The 19,435-nt window shown below is 32.8% G+C and carries 18 protein-coding genes; 15 read left to right on the forward strand and 3 right to left on the reverse strand.

The genetic code is table 11. The features are described from left to right. Positions 1-68 precede the first annotated feature (68 nt). The 12 genes from EZS29_RS04645 (at position 69) to EZS29_RS04700 (ending at position 13,640) form a co-directional block, all read left to right on the forward strand. On the forward strand, positions 69-1,370 hold the full coding sequence (locus EZS29_RS04645) for a sugar MFS transporter (protein ID WP_130607064.1): 1,302 nt from the start codon (positions 69-71) through the stop codon (positions 1,368-1,370). A 157-nt stretch (positions 1,371-1,527) separates the two neighbouring features. Continuing rightward, a complete protein-coding gene (locus tag EZS29_RS04650; RefSeq protein ID WP_130607066.1) occupies positions 1,528-2,559 on the forward strand; it encodes a sugar ABC transporter substrate-binding protein in 1,032 nt (343 codons plus the stop codon). 77 nt (positions 2,560-2,636) lie between these two features. Beyond that, positions 2,637-4,151: a xylose ABC transporter ATP-binding protein gene (locus tag EZS29_RS04655; protein ID WP_130612758.1), complete on the forward strand. Its 1,515-nt coding sequence runs from the start codon at positions 2,637-2,639 to the stop codon at positions 4,149-4,151. After that, positions 4,148-5,479 (forward strand): sugar ABC transporter permease, encoded by a 1,332-nt coding sequence (locus tag EZS29_RS04660; RefSeq protein WP_130607068.1) that lies wholly within the window; start codon positions 4,148-4,150, stop codon positions 5,477-5,479. The genes EZS29_RS04655 and EZS29_RS04660 overlap by 4 nt, the downstream gene beginning before the upstream one ends. 161 nt (positions 5,480-5,640) lie before the next feature. Continuing rightward, positions 5,641-5,982 (forward strand): FeoA family protein, encoded by a 342-nt coding sequence (locus EZS29_RS04665; RefSeq protein WP_216678713.1) that lies wholly within the window; start codon positions 5,641-5,643, stop codon positions 5,980-5,982. A 1-nt stretch (position 5,983) separates the two neighbouring features. Beyond that, positions 5,984-7,912, forward strand: coding sequence for a ferrous iron transport protein B (gene feoB / locus EZS29_RS04670; RefSeq protein WP_130607070.1), 1,929 nt, complete (start codon positions 5,984-5,986; stop codon positions 7,910-7,912). A gap of 20 nt (positions 7,913-7,932) precedes the next feature. Next, the gene (locus EZS29_RS04675) at positions 7,933-8,106 is read left to right on the forward strand and encodes a FeoB-associated Cys-rich membrane protein (protein WP_130607072.1); all 174 of its coding nucleotides are present in this window, start codon (positions 7,933-7,935) and stop codon (positions 8,104-8,106) included. Positions 8,107-8,199: 93 nt separating this feature from the next. After that, positions 8,200-9,660, forward strand: a complete 1,461-nt coding sequence (locus EZS29_RS04680; protein ID WP_130607074.1) for a sigma-54-dependent transcriptional regulator — start codon at positions 8,200-8,202, stop codon at positions 9,658-9,660. A gap of 897 nt (positions 9,661-10,557) precedes the next feature. Beyond that, positions 10,558-10,935, forward strand: a complete 378-nt coding sequence (locus EZS29_RS04685) for a hypothetical protein (protein ID WP_130607076.1) — start codon at positions 10,558-10,560, stop codon at positions 10,933-10,935. A gap of 66 nt (positions 10,936-11,001) precedes the next feature. Further along, on the forward strand, positions 11,002-12,258 hold the full coding sequence (locus EZS29_RS04690; protein ID WP_130607078.1) for a hypothetical protein: 1,257 nt from the start codon (positions 11,002-11,004) through the stop codon (positions 12,256-12,258). Between the two features lie 51 nt (positions 12,259-12,309). After that, positions 12,310-13,116 carry a hypothetical protein gene (locus EZS29_RS04695; protein WP_130607080.1) on the forward strand — a complete coding sequence of 269 codons (807 nt, stop codon included), beginning with the start codon at positions 12,310-12,312 and terminating at the stop codon, positions 13,114-13,116. A gap of 14 nt (positions 13,117-13,130) precedes the next feature. Then, positions 13,131-13,640: a hypothetical protein gene (locus EZS29_RS04700; protein ID WP_130607082.1), complete on the forward strand. Its 510-nt coding sequence runs from the start codon at positions 13,131-13,133 to the stop codon at positions 13,638-13,640. Positions 13,641-13,727: 87 nt separating this feature from the next. Here the strand turns inward: EZS29_RS04700 and EZS29_RS04705 are convergent, their stop codons facing one another. Together EZS29_RS04705 and EZS29_RS04710 are read right to left on the reverse strand one after the other, a co-directional pair. Continuing rightward, positions 13,728-14,993: an MFS transporter gene (locus tag EZS29_RS04705; protein ID WP_172603775.1), complete on the reverse strand. Its 1,266-nt coding sequence runs from the start codon at positions 14,991-14,993 to the stop codon at positions 13,728-13,730. Then, on the reverse strand, positions 14,980-15,549 hold the full coding sequence (locus EZS29_RS04710; protein ID WP_130607086.1) for a hypothetical protein: 570 nt from the start codon (positions 15,547-15,549) through the stop codon (positions 14,980-14,982). Before EZS29_RS04710 ends, EZS29_RS04705 begins: the two co-directional genes overlap by 14 nt. 562 nt (positions 15,550-16,111) lie before the next feature. On the opposite strand from EZS29_RS04710, the gene EZS29_RS04715 reads away from it, so the two are divergent. Together EZS29_RS04715 and EZS29_RS04720 are read left to right on the forward strand one after the other, a co-directional pair. Further along, positions 16,112-17,899 (forward strand): ABC transporter ATP-binding protein, encoded by a 1,788-nt coding sequence (locus EZS29_RS04715; RefSeq protein ID WP_130607088.1) that lies wholly within the window; start codon positions 16,112-16,114, stop codon positions 17,897-17,899. 132 nt (positions 17,900-18,031) lie between these two features. Then, positions 18,032-18,370 carry an SPFH domain-containing protein gene (locus EZS29_RS04720; RefSeq protein ID WP_130607090.1) on the forward strand — a complete coding sequence of 113 codons (339 nt, stop codon included), beginning with the start codon at positions 18,032-18,034 and terminating at the stop codon, positions 18,368-18,370. On the opposite strand, the gene EZS29_RS15860 is transcribed toward EZS29_RS04720, so the two are convergent. Then, the gene (locus tag EZS29_RS15860) at positions 18,367-18,540 is read right to left on the reverse strand and encodes a hypothetical protein (protein WP_172603776.1); all 174 of its coding nucleotides are present in this window, start codon (positions 18,538-18,540) and stop codon (positions 18,367-18,369) included. The two genes, EZS29_RS04720 and EZS29_RS15860, sit on opposite strands and share 4 nt — an antisense overlap. 206 nt (positions 18,541-18,746) lie before the next feature. Here EZS29_RS15860 and EZS29_RS04725 point away from each other — a divergent pair, with 206 nt between their 5' ends. Further along, positions 18,747-19,205 (forward strand): hypothetical protein, encoded by a 459-nt coding sequence (locus EZS29_RS04725; RefSeq protein ID WP_130607092.1) that lies wholly within the window; start codon positions 18,747-18,749, stop codon positions 19,203-19,205. Positions 19,206-19,435 lie beyond the last annotated feature (230 nt).

A 19,435-nucleotide genomic window follows, 5' to 3' on the forward strand; every position in this document is an offset into this window, starting at 1 on the left:
TTGGATGAATAATTGAGTTCAATTCTTTATCCTAGGAATCTTTTCCATTTCAAATATTAGAGGTTAAAATGGTTACAGTTGCTCAGAATCCTCGTCCCCATGATCAAAATCCAATCCCGAAAACTCAAGAAAATAGCAAACCAGCCATTGCCGTAGTTTCAACGCTTTTTTTTCTTTTTGGTTTCATTACTTGTCTCAATGACGTTCTGATTCCACATTTGAAAGAATTATTTTCTTTAAATTATGCGCAGACTATGCTTGTGCAGACTACATTTTTCGCAGCTTATTTTATAGTTTCTATGCCTGCAAGTAAGCTTATTGAAAAAGTGGGTTATAAAAATAGTTTTTTAGTCGGTCTCGCATTAACAGCTTTGGGCTGTTTTTCTTTTGTCCTGGCAGCAAAAATTGCCATTTATGGCGTTTTTCTTGGGGGATTATTTATTTTAGCGAGTGGTGTTACAGTCATTCAAGTTGCGGCAAATCCCTATTTAACTACGATTGGTTCAAAAGCACGTGCTTCGAGTCGGCTTATTTTTGCCCAAGGATTAAATTCTTTAGGAACAACCATTGCTCCTTTAATTGGTTCAGCACTTATCCTTTCAGTTGCAGTAAAATCAGCAGATGAAATCGTAGCGTTATCGGCTCTGGATTTAGAAATATATAGATCAACTCAGGCAGGTTCAGTTCAGTTACCTTATTTAGGATTAACCTTATTTGTTATTATAATTGCGGTTGCTTTATGCTTTTTTAAATTTCCAAATAATAAAGTTGCAGTCCAAAATAATTTAAATTCTAATGTTAAATTTAAATTATTTGATCACCCAGATCTTGTTATGGGCACTCTTGCTATTTTTGCTTATGTCGGAGCAGAAGTTGCAATAGGAAGTCTAATGATTAATTATATTTCTCAACCTACAATTGGTAATATTCTTTTTGATGAAGCTGGGAAATATTTATCACTCTATTGGGGCGGTGCTATGGTTGGTCGCTTTATTGGTGCATTTGTAACAACAAAAATAAAACCAAGCAAAGTCTTATTCACTCATGCGATAATCGCTTGCGCATTGGTCACAAGTACTATAATGGGTACAGGTTATTTTGCCATGACATGTATTGTTGCTGTGGGTTTATTTAATTCTATTATGTTCCCAACAATTTTTGTTTTAAGTACTGAGCGCCTAGGTTCCTTTGTAGAAAAAGGTTCTGGTATTATTTGTATGGCAATTGTTGGTGGAGCCATTGTTCCATTAATCCAAGGTTACGTAGCAGATATTTCTAATTTAAGTATCAGTTATATCGTTCCCTTAATCTGTTACGTTTATATAGCGTTTTTTGCACTTAGAGCTAAAAATGGAATATCGGTTAAATAATTTATTTAATCATCAATTTATTTAAAAAATTTTCTTACAGAGTCTATTATATTTTTTAATTTACTTTCTGTTTCCGAACTCGTTTTGACTTTTTATTTTTAATCTGTAATATTTATTGAGTTTCAATAAGCATTAGATCTAAAAATAAGGAGTCCGTATGAATCACTTGACCAGACGATTGTTTCTCCGTTTTTCATCATTAAGTCTTCTTCTCTCAACTGCTTTTTCTATAAACGCATTTGCTGCGGAAGACATTCGTATCGGTATCTCTTTGCCAACCCAAAGAGATATAGTTTGGGTTAGATACAAACAAGGTCTAGAAGAAGCTGCAAAAAAACTTGGTGTAAAAATCTTATTGCAAGTCTCCGATCAAGACGCCTCTGTACAAGCTTCACAAGTCGAAAATTTACTTTCACAAAAAGTAAATGCCTTAATCATTGCTCCACATGATGCGTCTGCTGCGAGTACGTTAGTTGAAAGAGCTCACAAAGCAGGCATCAAAGTGATTTCGCTCGATCGCTTGATTTTAAATTCTGATCTCGATCTCTATGTTTCATTCGACAATCCAAAAATTGGTGAGTTGCAAGGAGAATATTTAGTTAAAAATGTACCAAAAGGAAATTATGCTGTATTTCTTGGTGCACCAACGGATAATAATTCCAAAATATTACATGATGCAGCTATGAAACATATTGCTCCTCTTGTAAAAAAAGGAGATATAAAAATTGTTACAGAACAAAATATTCAAGAATGGCAACCCAGTGTAGCACAGCGTTTGATGGAAAACTCTTTAACTGCGAATAAAAATAATATAAATGCAGTTTTAGCACCTAATGACAATACCGCTGGTGGAATTATACAAGCACTGTCTTCGCAAAAATTAGCTGGAAAAGTTTATGTAACAGGGCAAGATGCCGAGTTAACTGCAGCGCAAAGAATTGCTGCTGGCACACAATCAATGACCATATTTAAGGATCAAGGTAAATTATCTGAACTTGCTCTTAAAATTGCAAAAGATATGGCTGAGAAAAAACCGATTAAGGCAACGCATTTTACTGCAAATGGAAATAAAAATGTTCCTTCCGTTTTCCTAGAACCTATTATAGTAGATAAAAATAATATTGAAAAAGAATTTATTCAATCTGGTTTCTTTAAGAAAGAAGATGTTTATAAATTTGTAACTAAATAAATATAGACTCAAAAGGATTTTATCTTAGATTGAATTCTTTTTTAAGGAGGTTATTTTTGCTTAGTTCTACCTTAGAAATGAAAAATATTAGTAAAAAATTTGGGGCGATTAAAGCATTGTCTTCTGTGAATTTATCGGTAAAAAAGGGGGAAATCCATGCACTGTGCGGAGAAAATGGTGCTGGAAAATCTACCTTAATGAAGATAGTAAGTGGCTTATATCCAGCTGGGAATTATGAAGGTGAAATATTCGTCGATGGCGTTCTGCAAAACTTTAGAGGGACGCGGGATAGTGAACTTGCAGGTATAGCTATTATTTATCAAGAGTTGGCTCTCGTAAAAGACATGACTGTCTGCGAAAATATTTTTTTAGGTCATGAATATACAAAAAGCATATTTATTGATTGGGAGAAATCCTTTAATGAAGCAAAAAAAATATTGCAAGAAGTGAAATTAAATGTAAATCCATCGGATAAAATTTCTCAGCTAGGTGTCGGTGAGCAGCAGTTGGTTGAAATCGCAAAAGCAATCGCGAAAAATGCAAATATTTTAATTTTAGATGAGCCCACTGCCGCTTTAACAGAAAAAGAAGCGGATAATCTTTTAGAAATAATAAAAGAACTTAGAAATAAAGGTAAAACCTGTATTTATATTTCACACAGGCTCAAAGAAATATATAAAATTGCAGATCGGATCACTATTTTGCGCGATGGAAAGACTATTATTACGAGTGATAAAAAGGATTTATGCGAAGATAAATTGATTACTAAAATGGTGGGAAGAGATTTAACAGAGATTTATCCGCGCGTTGAGAAAAAACCAGGCAAAGTTGTTTTTGAAGTGAGAAATTGGACAGTTCAAGACCCTGAAACAGGGCTAAAAGTTGTTAAGAATGTCAGTTTTAAATTGCATCAAGGAGAGATACTAGGCATTGCTGGACTGATGGGGGCAGGGCGTACAGAACTTGTTATGAGTATATTTGGCGCATGGGGTAAGATAACGAGTGGTGAATTATATTTAAACGGGAAAAAATTAAATATTTCTAAAGAAAAAGATGCAATTCAAGAAGGAATTGCCTTAGTTTCTGAAGATCGAAAGAGATTTGGCTTAATACTTGGAATGAATATTAAAGAAAATATCACGTTGTCTAGTATTGAAAATATCACCCAATTTGGCATTGTCGATGAAAACAAAGAAATCTCAAAAAGTCATAAATATGTTCGAGATTTAAAAATTAAAATTCATTCGATCGAAGAATTATCCGGAAATTTAAGTGGTGGAAATCAACAAAAAGTAGTTCTTTCTAAATGGCTTATGACGAATCCAAAGGTTTTAATACTGGATGAACCAACACGTGGTATAGATATTGGTGCTAAATTTGAAATTTATAAAATCATGAATGAATTGATTGAGAACGGTGTTTGCATTTTAATGATTTCGTCAGAATTACAAGAAATATTAGGAGTGAGTGATCGTATTTTAATCATGCATGAAGGGGAGTTTAAGGGCGATATATTATATAAAAATGCTTCACAAGAAAAGATAATGCGTTATGCAACAGGACATACTAAAGGAGATGAATTGACTGTATGAATTTTCTTAATCAAAATTCTGCTGATAAAATAAATTCAGACGTGAATAAATCCGAATTATTGGAAATAATTATAGCGTCATTTAAAAAAAATATTCGTCAATATACAATGCTTATTGCTTTGTTTGTTATCTGGGCAGTCTTTACTTATTTAACAGGCTCACTTTTTCTTTCGCCAAGAAATTTATCGAATTTGTTTTTACAAACGTCAACTGTGGGTGTTTTAGCTATCGGAATGACGATGATATTAGTGGCTGGTCATCTCGATCTTTCTGTTGGTTCAGTTGCAGGATTTATTGGAGCAGCGAGTGCTGTTTTGCAAGTAAATTACAATTGGCCAACTGTGCCGACTGTACTTGCAACGCTTTCATTAGGTGCGCTTATAGGCCTGTGGCAAGGTTATTGGGTTGCATATAGAAGAATTCCAGCTTTTATTGTTACATTAGCTAGTATGATCGCTTTTCGTGGAGCGATATTAGGAATAACAGATGGACGCACAATTGGCCCCATGAGTGATTCATTTAAATTAATAGGACAAGGTTATATTCCGCCATTTATCTATACTCTGGATAAGCAATTTGATGAAATGGGAAAACCTGTTCTTGATGAATTTAATAATCCTGTCTTGGGCTACAATTCTTTATTGTCAAATAAATTTTATATAGGTGAACAACCACCATTCAATGATTTAACAATTCTGATTGCAATTATTTGTATCATACTTTTTATTTTATTAAAGATCAAAAAAAGAAATTCGAGAATAAAATATGGTTTTACAGTCCTGCCAAAGAGTCTCGAATTATTAAGTATTATTTTATACTCATTATCTATAGCTGCATTTTTCTTAGTGATGGCATTTTATATGGGGATTCCTTATGCAGTATTGGTCGTTTTTATTTTAGGAATAACTTTTCATATCGTAACAAATAACACTATTTTTGGAAGACATATTTATGCAATGGGAGGAAATGTCGAAGCAGCAAGACTTTCTGGAATAAATATAAAAAGAAATACATTATTTGTTTTTATCCTCATGGGTGCTCTCACAGCTGTTGCTGGTATTATTTTAACTGCTCGTTTGAATGCTGCTACCACATCTGCTGGACAAAACTTTGAACTTGATGCAATTTCGGCAGCTATCATTGGTGGTACGAGCACAATGGGTGGAGTAGGTACGATATTTGGCGCAATTATCGGTGCTTTAGTTATGGCTAGCTTAGACAACGGCATGAGTCTTTTAAATATTGAAGTCACATGGCAGTACATTGTAAAAGGGAGTATTTTGCTATTAGCTGTCTGGGTAGATATTGCCACACGTAAGAAAAGCTAGGAATAATGGTTAATTAATTAACTATAATGTCGTTTAGATAACCTCCCTCCGATATTGATAATCGTTATCATGAGTGCTAGCATGATTTTGTGCTGGTTGCTTTCTAAAAGTAGAAATAACCATTAATTTTATATATTATCAAATAGTTAGAGGTTTTCTCTATGCAGACAAAAATGGCCAATCCATTGGATTTTGGCATCCATCTCGATCAATGTGACGTTTCAACAGACACAGAGCTCGTGTCTCTTTGCGAGCTCAAAATTGGCGAAAAAGCAGTTGTCATTGAAATCGATGAAAAAAAATTAGGATTAGAAAACACTCTTCCAGCAGGCGAACTCGAAAAAAGACTCTTAGAAATGGGATTTATTGAAGGAACGGAAGTCACTTTAGAGCACCAAGGGATGATTGGTAAAGATCCTATCGCTGTCCTGATCCGTGTTTGCTCTTTGGTTGCATTGCGTCGCAAAGAAGCTCAAGCAATTTTGGTTAGAAAGATCGCCTAATATGTCTATTCATGCAGATATTTTATCCCCTACCCGTATTGCTTTAGTTGGAAATCCTAACTGTGGAAAAACCGCTCTTTTTAATGCTTTAACAGGGAGCCGCCAGAAGGTTGCAAACTATGCGGGTGTGACTGTCGAAAAGAAAGAAGGAACATACTTAAGTCCACAGGGTAAAAAAGTAAAAGTCGTCGATTTACCTGGTACTTATAGCTTGAGAGCACGGAGCCCTGACGAAGAAGTCACTCGGGATGTTGTTTTGGGCAAATTTGCCCATGAAAATATCCCAGATGCTATTATTTGCGTGGCCGATGCCACTAACCTGCATCTGGGTCTTCGCCTTGTGCTTGAATTAAAAAAAGTTGGTAAACCTATCGTTTTAGCTTTAAATATGATGGATGTTGCGCGCAAACGTGGTTACGATATTGATATCAAGCTTCTCTCCAAAGAACTCGGTGTTCCTGTTATCCCAACTGTTGCTATTCGTAAAAATGGAATTAACGAACTTGTTGCGGCTCTTGAAAAAGAAGTTGGTAAAAATTCTTCTGAGATTCCTACCAATGATGTAAATAAAGAACAAAAAAATATCACTTCAAATTTAAAATGTGTTTGGACAGAACCCAATGCACTCGATGTACGTTCCTATCATAAGGAAGTTGAACGTATTCTCTGTGTTGCGAATAGAAAACAAGGTGTTGCATCTGAGTGGACAAAGAGACTAGATAGCTTATTATTACATCCAGTGTTTGGAACGTTAACACTTTTGTTTCTTTTATTTGCAGTTTTTCAAGCTGTCTTTACCTTAGCTGAATTCCCTATGGAATTCATTGAAAGCAGTTTTGCAAGCTTACAAGCTCTCGTGACCGAAAGTATGCCTGAAGGTGTCCTTCGTAATCTTCTTTCAGACGGTATAATTGCGGGTGTTGGTAGTGTTCTAGTGTTTTTACCGCAAATCCTGTTGCTGTTTTTCTTCCTGCTTTTATTAGAAGATACAGGATATATGGCTCGTGCAGCTTTCCTAATGGATAAACTTATGGGAGGGGTGGGTTTACACGGTCGTGCTTTTATCCCACTTTTATCAAGTTTTGGCTGTGCTATTCCTGGAATTATGTCCACCCGCACAATTGAGAGTAAAAGAGATCGTATTATCACGATTTTAATTGCGCCCCTTATGACGTGTTCTGCGCGTTTGCCTGTTTATGTTCTCATTATCGCAGCTTTTATTCCTGCAAAAACTGTATTTGGCTTTGCATCTTTACCTGGTTTAGTGATGTTTGGTCTTTATCTGATAGGTATTCTTTCTGCTTTGGCCGTTGCATTTGTTCTCAAAAGATTCTTTATCAAGGGAAATGTTCACCCATTGCTCATGGAACTTCCTACCTATAAAATGCCAAGCTTAAAAAATCTATTTTTAGGACTCACAACCCGTGCTAAGTTATTTATAACAAAGGCTGGTACTCTTATTCTAGCTCTTATGATTCTCATCTGGTTCTTAGCGACCTATCCAAATCCACCTGAAGGTGCAACATTACCAGCTATCGATTACTCATTTGCTGGTATGATTGGTCGCTTTTTTGAGCCTATTCTCGCTCCAATAGGTTTTAACTGGCAAATAGCAATTGCTCTTATTCCCGGTATGGCAGCAAGAGAAGTCGCTGTTGCTGCGCTTGGGACAGTGTATGCTATCAGTGGAAGTGAAGAAGCTGTTGCGGAAGGTTTAGCAACCACGCTCTCGACGGCTTGGTCTTTGCCAACCGCATTGGCTTTCCTAACTTGGTATATTTTTGCTCCTCAGTGCGCACCAACTTTAGCAGTAGCTAAGCGTGAAACAAACACCTGGCTTTGGCCTACAGTCATGTTCAGCTATATGTTTGGTTTAGCATATATTTGTGCATTTATCGTTTTTCATGTTTCACAATATTTCATTGGATAAATCTAAAAAGGGACTCCGGTATGCTTCAAGAAATTATTGTTATAACGATCGTTGCTGCAGCGGCCGTATTTCTTATTTATAAATGGTTACCGAAAAAAAAGTCCGCAGAAGAGAAGACTCAAGGATGTTCATCTTCAGGTTGCAGTGGATGTTCTGCGGAAAAGCAATCCACAAAACTTAAAAAGTTTTCATAAATATTAAAATTATTAGTCATAATAATTGATAATTTTGGAATAGAAAATGGAGGTTCTTTTCAAGAAAAAAGAACCTCTTTTTTGTGAGATTTTATGAACTCAGTTTTTTCAAAAGAAATAAAAGAAGAATATATATTAATTCATTTAGATGATGATCCATTTGAGTTAAAAAACTTTGCCCGGAAAATACAAGCGAATAAGAAAAATATTTCTTTTAAAATTATTTCAGTTGTTAATTTATTTGATTTTAAGAGGTTAATTCGATCCTTTAAAAAAATTGATTTTGCTATCCTAGATATATTTCTATCGGAAAAAGATCATAAAAATGGCATATCAATCGTAGCGGAATTAAGAGAATTGCATCCTGAAATTATTGTGCTTATGAGTTCAAACTTAGATGATCCTGACTCCGTCTTACAAAGTCTTAAAGGTGGAGCAGACGAATTTCTTTCCAAAAAATCAAAAACAAAAAATATTGTTGAAAAGATTTTATCCATAAGAAAATCTGCTTATTTAAAAAGAGGAATTGATCATAAAAATAAATTAACTTCCCCAGGTAACCAGATTGAAAAAATCAATTTTGCTGGGGCGTCTTTAAACAAAGTTAACATACGTATTCCACAAATTATCAACTCCGCCATCACTTCCGTTTATGTTGAAGGCGAATCCGGAACAGGCAAAGAAATTGTTGCAGATTTATTTTCTTCTTTCGTTCTGAATGCTCCTTTTATTAAAATCAATTGCGGGAGCATAGCGCCAAGCCTGCTCGAAAGCGTTCTGTTTGGTTATGTGAAAGGCGCATTTACCGGAGCACACACGCATAAATCGGGTTTACTGGAAGATGCCAACGGTGGATGGTTGTTTTTAGATGAAGTGGCGAGTTTATCCGCCAATGCCCAAGTCGCCCTCTTGCGTGTTTTAGAAAATCAAGAGGTCACAAGGATCGGAGAATCCACTCCCCGGAAAATAAATGTCCGCTTTATCGCTGCCTCCAACATTCCTCTCAGCACTCAAGTTGAAAAAGGCGAATTTCGCAATGACCTCTGGCAAAGACTCTGTGAAACCGAAATTTTATTAAAACCCTTGCGCGAACGAAAAAAAGAAATCCCCGATCTCATCTTATTTTTCTGCCAAACTATGCAAGGTGGGCCTTATCGGATTGAAAAAACCGCCATGAATGTCCTTTGTCAATTGCCCTGGGATGAAGGCAATGTGCGTGAACTGCGCAATTGCCTGCGCGCCATGACCGAACATCAGACCGATAAAGTCTTATCCCCCATGGGTATCCCAGAAAGAATTTTAGAAAAATCTAAAAAACAAGACAAACAAAATGCAACTGAAATAGATTTTAAAGACAGAATTATTATCAATACATCCGATGAAAATGGAGAAAATCTCACTTTCAATCAAATGTGTGATGAGCTTTTACAACAGTATCTATCAAAATTTTATCCCAACAAAATAAATTTAAGTGCTGCCGCAAAAAAACTCAAAATAGCGCGCAGCACATTGCAAATTAAATTAAAAAAAAGGGTGCATAAATCATCAGTTTGATTTTTTTTTACATTAATATTTTTTTTAAATCATCAGTTTGTATTTTCTAAACTTCATCTGGGTATGCGTCATGTTAGGGGCTTCGATGGGCAGAGTTGCTGGCCGCAAATGCCCATCGAAGCCCCTAACATGACTCCCCCCTCTGAGTTATAATATTCGTCAATCTGCTGAATTGTTCAGACAATGTCGCTTAAAATGAACACTGATGATTTATGCTAAGTAGCTTTACGTATGCAACGTGCTGTGAATTAAAATGAACACTGATGAATAAAGTAAAAGCACAGCAATAAAGCAGAGTGAAAAAAATGAAGTTCCGTAAAAAACAATTTGAAAATATAAGTTAGCTTATTTAGCATAATAAACACGAAAAAAAAGCTTGAACGAAACTCATGAAGTGACCCAAAAAACGATTTTAAATTATAAGATAACATAGTTAGACTGAATTTTAGGTAAAGGAAAAGCATTCTTGAAGGGCATTTGCGGTCAGCAACTCTGCCCTGAAAGGATGCTCTTTTTTTACCGAGAATAAAGAAAGAAATGAAAACTTATAAATTTAAAATCTCCCGAAATAAACTTGCGCAAAAAGCACTGCCCTGAAAGCATGCTATTTCTTTTACTTTGAGTTTAAATCAAAATGGAAGTATTTCATTTTTAAAATCAAACGATAAATTTCTACAAAGTTTTGTTACATTATAAATAATATTTATTAAATTGTATAATTTATTAAATATGCTTATACTTTTTTTAATAAAATTAAACATAAGATTTTATTATAATAAGATAAGTATATTATAAATTATTATTTTTTACTTAATTTTTAAAACTCAATATTTTACATAGATCATAATTTATTTTTGTTCCTGTCTAATAACAATGTCTTATATAGGAGATTTTACAATGTCTAAAAATGCCAAATTGACCTTGCTTTTTTCATCACTATTTCTTTCCAATATTGCTATTGCAGGAGGACCTAATGTAGTAAATAAATGTGATTTTAAAGGAGTTAACCACCCAGAAAACTCAAATGGCGTTATGTTTGATGAAGAGTGTCAAAATGCCTATGTTCTTCCTCCTGAAGTCGGTAAGGTAACTGTGAGTGCTGTTCAGCAGAATTTAAATTTAGGATTTTGTTCGACAATGAAAATTGATCAAAATTCACTAAAACAGAGTACTTTAATTCGAGAAAGCATACTTTTAAAAATAAATAATATGATAAAAGAACTTGATCCATTAGATAAAGAGAAAGCAAAACTTTTTGAAATACTAGCAAATTAAAAAATTGAAAATGAAGAGGCGTATAACAAATTTGAAGAGATAAAAATTAAAAAAACAAAACTTGGCATGGAGTTAGATTCTTCTAGAAATAAGTATGAAGATTTGTTAAGAACTGAGCCAAATTCTTTAGCAACGGCCGCGGCTAAAAAATTATTAGACGCCCTCGTAGAAAATTATAGAAGATTATTAAATTATGAGTTTTATCCCGCAGAAAAAGAATTTGATAGAACATCAAGAGAAGTTAAGTTAGCTGCAGATAGATATGATTATACATATAAAAGATTTGAGGAGTTATTAAAACCTTTGCAAAGTTTGCAAGCAGTTGCGGATAATATTGAAATGGCTGCTCAGAATTCATATCAAAAATATGCTTTACTTAAAGGAATTTCAGCAAATCTTTTATTCAATACAGATACAAGTAATTTGGTGCAAAAGTACCAGGAAATGAATAAAAACTTAAATATTACTTGGCAGCCTATGCTTATTAAAAACGCATTCTTTAATGCCTACTTAAAAGACCCTGGTGCTGCATTAAATTCTACATTTTCAGCTCTTATAGATGCCTTTATCCCTGGAGTGAGCTATCAGACGCTTAAAAATTTAGATCCAAAAATGCCTTTGCCATCAATAAACGAAAAGGAGAGTAAACAGGATGAGTTTTTCGGCAGTGTATCTGGAAGAGTAAAGCTCAATCTTCTAGGTGGATGTACATATTATAGCAATATTAATCAACCCGTTAAAGAAAATGATATTAATAATATTTCTGCAAATATGACTTTGAATGTTAATTATACTTATCAAGTTAAAGGGAGAAGATCTTTTTCAGCAAAATATCACTTGTCTAATTTATATACTAGAATAGAAAGTAAAACTTCATCGAGAGGATGGTTCTCGACATCATCCGCCCACTCTATTGTAGAAGATAAACAGTCTGGAGATTGGTTTGAAATTAAATTTGATGGGGACAATGGAGAATTTCAATACACGCCAAGAGAACAAAGTGATATTACGGTAGAACAAAAGAAACTCTTAATGGATCGTGTTCTTCTGCGTGTTTCAATGCAAAATGCAGGCTCTACTCCTCCAAGTGTTATACAACCACCAATTTCTGGAATTTTATACGCTGCTGGAAGAATTGATAGATGTAATTATTATTATTGCCAAGTTGGCTCTTTCTTTATAGGCACTATTGGCTCAATTTTTGGTGGATCAAGTGCAACTTCTTATTTTAGATCTCAAGCAAATTATTGGGCTTTTGAGAAAGTAAATGGATACCTAATATTAGATCGTACAAGTAAAATCTCATTTACGAACAAATTATAATCTGATAAAGTGCTTATAATAAAATTTAAGCACTCTTATAAGGATTGAACTATGCCTATAAGAAAAGTATTGATTTTGATTTTTATCTCTGCTCAAATCGTGTCTTGTGGAGTGAAAGTTACTGCAGAAAGAAAAGGAATTCAAGATGCTCCACAAGATCCTGTGCAAAAGCCAGATCCTATTGAAAATACTTCAAAACATTATACATATTATATGAATGCAGAAAATACTAAAGAGTCTTTTTATATCTTAAAAGTCAAAACGCATAAAAATGGTGCCGATGTTAAAGTTGATTCATTTCCAAAAAGATTTAAGGGGTCCTTTTTTTTTAAAATTAATATTTTACATTTTTTCTTTGATAAAAAAGTTAATCAAAAAGACTGTGATGAAGTAAAAATAATCGCTCTTTCAAGTAAAAATCTTGTTGATAATAAAAAATTTGTGAGAGATTGGACTCCAGTTATGATCAATTTGGATTCACAGATAAATTTTCTCAAAGCAGGATTTGAAAATTCTGTAAAAAAATTTGTTGCGGATAAACTTGGAATTGATTGGACTAATGTTTCTTTCAATCATAAGTTAATACTAAAAGATATCTCTTATGATATAAAATATAATAATGAAGCAATATCTAATATTATTGATGAAATAAATGAATTCAAAGCAAGTACAGATAATTTTATTAATAATGAAATGAAATATTATGGATATACTTCTGTAGGTAATAAATTTTCAGATCTGGTCTGTGATTTATACTTAGGGAATGCTAAGCTGAGTATGAAATTTGTAGGAAGAAATAGTGAAGATGATAAAGATTTTACAGCAGAAGTAAATTTTGATTATATTGATAAATATTAATGAAAGAAATTGAAATGAATTTTTTTAATAAATATACATTCGTACTAGGAGTTCTCATTGTTTTAATAATTTTATTTATGGGAAAAATTTTCTTTAGTGAAGAAAAAAAATCTGGAATAAATATTTCTCAAACAGAATTAAATAAAATAAATAGCAATAATAATAAAATTGAATCTACAAATAAAGAGAATGAAATAAATGAAAATATAGATGTTGAAGCAAAAAATAACGAATTCAAAGATTTTGTCAATATCATATTTCCTATAAGTGTCAAAGAAGTACAACAAGAGGTTGAATTTTTAGAAAAAAAACTCAGAGATGAAAATGCAGTTGAAAGACTTAATAGCAATTCTGTTAGCACTGAGGAAAGACAAAATTATCAACAAATTTACAAAAGATTGAGTTTACTGTCTAAATATATTATGGAAAAGGATTACGCGGACTTATCTATTAAAGTTTCTGAATATGAAAAGGAGCATAAAAAAAATCTTGAAGAATTAGGTATAAAAAGAGAAATTAATTAGAGATAAATAATTTCTTTTACCGAGGATTAAAAGAAAAAATGAAAAACTTATATATTTAAATCCCCCCAAAAAAAACACTTCGCGAAATTACTTAAGCTGACTTTTTGCCTGCTCATTATTAACAGGATTCTTTGTTAAATTTGATGAAGGTTTTTTGAAACTATTTATTATTAATAAAATAAAGATAACCAATAGCAGAAAAAGACAGACAGCACCGCTCACGCTCCATATGCGAGGGAGAAGTGACTTTTCGCTAGAAAATATTTCCAATGCCTTGCTTCCCCAGAATATACCTATGCCAGTTCCCAGTGCCTCAAACAAAGTTGCGGTGCTAAACACAATTCCACTTTGGTTTTTTGATCCAAGAGAGGCTAAATAAGAATCTGCAATGGGTGCAGAAATGACCTCAGAAATTGTAATCAAAATACATAAAATAAAAACACACAATATTGGGTTTATGAAACTTGCTGTCAGGCTAAGAAACACATACGAAAATGCAAAAATTGAAACGCCAATAATAAAAAGCAATGATTTGTTAAATTTCTCGATTGCCCTATATTTATTGTAGCATAAATACATGACTGGGATAACGATAAGAGCTTGGATCGAAAAAAATCCTGAGGCAAGTTTCACATTTTCGAAGTAATGAAGACAAAAATACGAAAAGCAAAAAATCAGCATTTGCAATAGGGCGAACTGAATCACGTAGGCCAGCATAAACAACAGAGTCTCTGTTTTTAAAAAAAGTTTTATATTTATTGTAAACTTCTTAGCCAATCGATTTTCATTGCTGACAGAATTTTGCATGGGGAGTATAAGAATCAAGCTTAATAAATGAAAAAATGCAGTTAGTATAAGAAAATATGTTATTTCGTTGCTATTAGGAAACAAAGCTATTGATGCTGGTCCAACAATTGTACCTAAATTGGAAGCAATGTTAAGTTGTGAGTATGAACGAACGGATATATTATCAAGTTTATTTGCAATAATTGACTTATAAGCTGTCCCCTGCGATGCAGAGGAAACAATTCTAATAAAAACAAAAAAGCAGGCTGCAAGCGAGGCATCTTTGGGAATAAAGATAAGGGCAGAAACTGCGAGCATGCTTACAAGATTTGCATAAATTATGAAATATTTTCCACCATATTTGTCGACCAAGGCTCCTAAAGGAAATGAAACGAATCTAGAAATAACAACAAATATCCCGATAGATATGCCTACGGTTTGAAGTCCCACTTTGAAGTATGAAGTCATAATAATGGCGAGAAAAGGAAACAGCGAATAGTACGCTGCCTGACTGAAAAATCGTGATGTAAGCAATAGATAGTCAGATTGTTTCTCATTCTTTACCATGATATTCTCCGACATGGGGGCAAAGATCTCGATCATTAATATAAATACCTATTTTCATATTTTCCCAATTTTCCCAAGAAATATTCCTTCCAGGATATGCAACTCTTTTGAATGACCATTCATTTTTAATGAAATGAAGTATGTTTTTATAAACTTCATCATCGATAGAAATATTATTTTTTGCAACCGTCCAAAATAAAATTTGCGCATCATAATATAATTTTCTAAGGTCTAGGTCAGTTTTAACTTTTATTGGTTTTATATAGATACAGCCTAAATATTCCCGCGAATTTTTAGATAGAATGCAAAATGTAAAAGATTTTTTTTCGTCAAATTCTTTTTCATGTCTTTTTATGCTTATTAGATTATCTGCATACGTTAAAGAAGCCGAAGCCCAATTATCATTACCGCCAAAAACATTTTGGATCTCATTGAGACTACCCATGACAGTTTTGTAATCAATATCAGCATACTTTTCGTTTAATTTTGAGAAAATATAATTATCTATAAAATATTCTTCATTTACAATTTGTTGTTCTGAAATAAAATTTGCCATTCTGCGTTCCTTTTTTTCTTTAGTTAAATATGAATTAAAATAAATCCGTTTACTTAATTGTCTTAAACAAGTAAAAAAAAAATTATTAGATTCAATTTGTATGAAAATCACAAAAAATATACTGAAAATATTTTATTATGGATAAAAAATAAGTATTTATTATTAAATTTTTTATCAAAAAATAACTTACTAAAATTAAATTTGTAATAAAATTTTGTCAAGGATGAGATGCATGATTTTTAATTCTTATCTCAAATCCTCGCAATTTAGGAATGAGTGAAAACTCCGCAGTGACCCAAAAAAACGATTTTAAAATATAAGTTGCCGATTTATCCAAATTCTATCGAATAAAGTTTGAACAAAGCAACCGAAATTATCCCAAAAATTATTTTTTTGGGAATATATTATTTAGAAAGATCAATTCATGCAGGCGATTAAATAAATTTTTAATTCCAAATTTGACAAATTATTTTAAAAAATCTATTAAATATAAATCGGTATAAATTATACTCAGTTTATTAAATCTTCATCTTAACTTCAATAAATTTTTCTGGATATACAAATGCATCCTTTTAAACGACTTTTTCAGTACTCTAAGAACTATCAAAAAGACATTGGTTTAGGAGTGTTATACTCGTCTATCAATAAAGTCTTTGATATTATGCCGGAAATATTGATCGGTATTGCGATAGACACCGTTGTGAATAAAGAGCGTTCTCTTCTGGCTAAACTCGGCTATAACGTAGCAAAAGAGCAATTACTTATTTTAGGTGTGATAACAGCTCTTATCTTTGTCTTTGAATCCTTATTTGAATACCTATACTCAGTTAAATGGAGAAATTTAGCGCAAAATCTCCAGCACGACCTGCGGCTCGATGTCTATTCACATATTCAGAATTTAGACATTGCGTACTTTGAAAATAAAAATACAGGAAATTTACTTTCTATTTTAAATGATGACATCAACCAAATAGAACGCTTTTTGAATAATGGCATAAACTCTATTATTCAGGTCTTTTTGTCGTCCATACTCATAGGAATTGTCTTTTTTATTTTAAATCCATCCATTGCAGTCTTGTCGCTCCTCCCTATTCCTTTTATTTTATTTGGTGCGTTTTATTTTCAAAATAAAATTGGCCCTAAATATTATGAGGTCAGAGAAAATGCCGGTATTTTAAACTCCAATCTTAACAATAATATTTTGGGGATTGCGACTATTAAAAGTTTCACCACAGAAAATTATGAGTTTAAAAAGATTGAACAATTGAGTTCTCAATACAAAAAAGCTAATTATAACGCGATAAAATTTAGCTCAGCCATCACTCCAGTTATTCGCATGGCAGTTATGTTTGGTTTTATGATTATTCTTGTCTATGGAGGATATTTAACTTTAGATAATCAGTTAAATGTAGCATTTTATAGTATATTAATTTTTCTCTCGCAAAGACTTTTGTGGCCTTTGACCGATCTCTCTGAGATCACGGATAACTATCAGCGGTCGCTCGCTTCAATCAATCGCGTGATGGATTTATTAAAAATTCCAACCAAAAGAATTGATATTGGCCAGGAGTTGGCGCTCCGAAATATAAAAGGGCATATAGAATGCAAAGAGCTCAAGTTTTCCTATACAAATCACACTATTTTAAATAATATTTCCATTAAAATCAATTCAGGAGAGACTGTTGCTTTTGTTGGCACAACGGGTTCTGGAAAAAGTACCTTATTAAAATTATTAATGCGTTTTTATGAAAAGAATTCTGGGCAAATTCTTTTAGATGGCAAAGATATTTCTGAGCTAAATTTATCTGATCTCAGACGTTCAATTGGCTATGTGAGTCAAGATATTTTTTTAGTAAATGGATCAATTGCGGATAATATTGCTTATGGTTCTTTTCAAGCATCACGTGAAGAAATAATTCATGCTGCTAAATTAGCTGAGGCGCATACCTTTATCTCTGCCTTTGAAGAAGGTTATGACAAAATGGTCGGAGAACGTGGACAAAAACTTTCGGGTGGACAAAAGCAACGGATTGCAATTGCGCGCGCTATATTAAAAAATCCACCTATACTTATTTTGGATGAAGCCACCTCAGCAGTCGATAACGAAACAGAATTGGCTATTCAGAAGTCCTTAGAAAAATTGGTTATTGGCCGTACTACAATTATTGTTGCGCATAGATTATCAACCGTTCGGCATGCAGACAAAATTTTCGTTTTCAACAATGGAGAAATTATTGAAAATGGCAAACATGAAGCACTTGTTGAGAAAAATGGAATGTATGCGAGTTTATGGAATATTCAGATGGGTGAGATAAATTTGAATTTAAAATTACAAAACTCTATTGTTTGAGTTCATTATTGAAAATAATAAAATATTTTGCTAATCATATAAATGTTCTTATTTACAATTATACTTAAGATTATTTGATTATTATCAAGTAAATTAAAAATCACTTTAGCATTCATCACACAAGGATATAAGATGAAAAGAGTAATATTTATCTTAATGCTTTTATTTCTTACAGTTTGTAATCAAAATGAACCCGAAGAAAGAAGTATAGAAGTTCGCTTTGAGAAACCAAATACGACTGTATATAAAGAAGGTCTTTTTTTTTATAATCCTGTGACAGTTAAAATCCTAAAATTATCCGTTGCCAATCATTCTTTGGAACAAGTTATTAGTGTTTACTCTTCAGATCTGCAACCTGTCTCGAGCAAAATCCGTATCCAATACAACATCCCAGAAAAATCGGTGGGGGATATTTTAGTTAAATTTAATGGCAACGTTGTCGACAATTTTGTTTTACCCAAAATTGTTTAAGCATTAAAAGAATTGAACTCAACAAGAACTGCTGAAAATATTGTGAAACAACGGGATGACATAAAAAGGAGAGTGCTCGAATTATCGCGATTAAAAATAAATGATCTCGTTAATCTTACCGATATCGTAATTGAAAACACAGAACTATCCGATTCACTCGATAAAGCCATTGAATCCCCCATAGCTATTCTCATTTTATGCAAGTGTCAGTTCATTTTTTGTGTAAAACCAATCAAAAATTAAACTATTATTATTGGTTTAATTTTTAATTTTTATATTTTATGAATTGGTAAGCTATGAAATTTTACAAATTTATTAAATTTTTATAATTTATTAACTCTGATCGGTTTTATCAGATATTTTAGAAGGGTAAATTATGATAAAGTTAATAAAAATGGCTATAGTTATAACTCCAATATTGTTTGTAACAAATTCTTTTTCACAAGAAATGAGTATGACTGAAAGAAATCAAATAGAACAGGATTGCAATGCAAGTAATCAAAGAAATATGGAAATTCTGAGAGCTTATGGTAATAGAACGGTGAGTGCAGAAACCCTTCTGCAAAAATGTATAAATAGTCGGATAGAAATATCAATTTTTAATAGTTACAATACTATAGAAAATACACAAGAACTTTACAGCTACACAGTGTCTGCGCTCGAAAATAAATTAGCTGAGCTGCAAAATATAAACACTCCGGAGTCAATCCTAGAATATAAATGTTTGGAAAAACAAAAGTTTGCAATTGAGTTTGCAACTCTTGCCAATGAAAGTTTTTTAAAACGAGCTCTCATTACAGCAAACAATTTATTAAGATTTAATTGTGATAAATAGTTCTAAAAAAAACTTTTTCCAGCGACGAACGTAAAACCCTGACTTCTAAAGTCGGGGCTATAAGTGAACTGAAAAGACCGCAGCACCAAACGGTGCAAGGTTTAATTGAAAGCCTGACGCAGTATGCAAAAAGACGATAGGAATTTTTGCATGCCGCAAAGATGATGCAAAAATAAAAACAAGCTTATTTTTGCCAAGAATTATGAATCGCAATAAAAAGCTATCAGGAA

It is taken from the genome of Fluviispira sanaruensis (genome assembly GCF_004295685.1).
Taxonomy (GTDB): domain Bacteria; phylum Bdellovibrionota_B; class Oligoflexia; order Silvanigrellales; family Silvanigrellaceae; genus Silvanigrella; species Silvanigrella sanaruensis.

Excerpts from the sequence above, each read along its gene's own strand:
- EZS29_RS04645 (WP_130607064.1), top strand. The coding sequence starts at position 69 with ATGGTTACAGTTGCTCAGAATCCTCGTCCCCATGATCAAAATCCAATC.
- EZS29_RS04650 (WP_130607066.1), top strand. The coding sequence starts at position 1,528 with ATGAATCACTTGACCAGACGATTGTTTCTCCGTTTTTCATCATTAAGT.
- EZS29_RS04655 (WP_130612758.1), top strand. The coding sequence starts at position 2,637 with ATGAAAAATATTAGTAAAAAATTTGGGGCGATTAAAGCATTGTCTTCT.
- EZS29_RS04660 (WP_130607068.1), top strand. The coding sequence starts at position 4,148 with ATGAATTTTCTTAATCAAAATTCTGCTGATAAAATAAATTCAGACGTG.
- EZS29_RS04665 (WP_216678713.1), top strand. The coding sequence starts at position 5,641 with ATGCAGACAAAAATGGCCAATCCATTGGATTTTGGCATCCATCTCGAT.
- feoB (WP_130607070.1), top strand. The coding sequence starts at position 5,984 with ATGTCTATTCATGCAGATATTTTATCCCCTACCCGTATTGCTTTAGTT.
- EZS29_RS04675 (WP_130607072.1), top strand. The coding sequence starts at position 7,933 with ATGCTTCAAGAAATTATTGTTATAACGATCGTTGCTGCAGCGGCCGTA.
- EZS29_RS04680 (WP_130607074.1), top strand. The coding sequence starts at position 8,200 with ATGAACTCAGTTTTTTCAAAAGAAATAAAAGAAGAATATATATTAATT.
- EZS29_RS04685 (WP_130607076.1), top strand. The coding sequence starts at position 10,558 with ATGTCTAAAAATGCCAAATTGACCTTGCTTTTTTCATCACTATTTCTT.
- EZS29_RS04690 (WP_130607078.1), top strand. The coding sequence starts at position 11,002 with ATGGAGTTAGATTCTTCTAGAAATAAGTATGAAGATTTGTTAAGAACT.
- EZS29_RS04695 (WP_130607080.1), top strand. The coding sequence starts at position 12,310 with ATGCCTATAAGAAAAGTATTGATTTTGATTTTTATCTCTGCTCAAATC.
- EZS29_RS04700 (WP_130607082.1), top strand. The coding sequence starts at position 13,131 with ATGAATTTTTTTAATAAATATACATTCGTACTAGGAGTTCTCATTGTT.
- EZS29_RS04705 (WP_172603775.1), bottom strand. The coding sequence starts at position 14,993 with ATGGTAAAGAATGAGAAACAATCTGACTATCTATTGCTTACATCACGA.
- EZS29_RS04710 (WP_130607086.1), bottom strand. The coding sequence starts at position 15,549 with ATGGCAAATTTTATTTCAGAACAACAAATTGTAAATGAAGAATATTTT.
- EZS29_RS04715 (WP_130607088.1), top strand. The coding sequence starts at position 16,112 with ATGCATCCTTTTAAACGACTTTTTCAGTACTCTAAGAACTATCAAAAA.
- EZS29_RS04720 (WP_130607090.1), top strand. The coding sequence starts at position 18,032 with ATGAAAAGAGTAATATTTATCTTAATGCTTTTATTTCTTACAGTTTGT.
- EZS29_RS15860 (WP_172603776.1), bottom strand. The coding sequence starts at position 18,540 with ATGGCTTTATCGAGTGAATCGGATAGTTCTGTGTTTTCAATTACGATA.
- EZS29_RS04725 (WP_130607092.1), top strand. The coding sequence starts at position 18,747 with ATGATAAAGTTAATAAAAATGGCTATAGTTATAACTCCAATATTGTTT.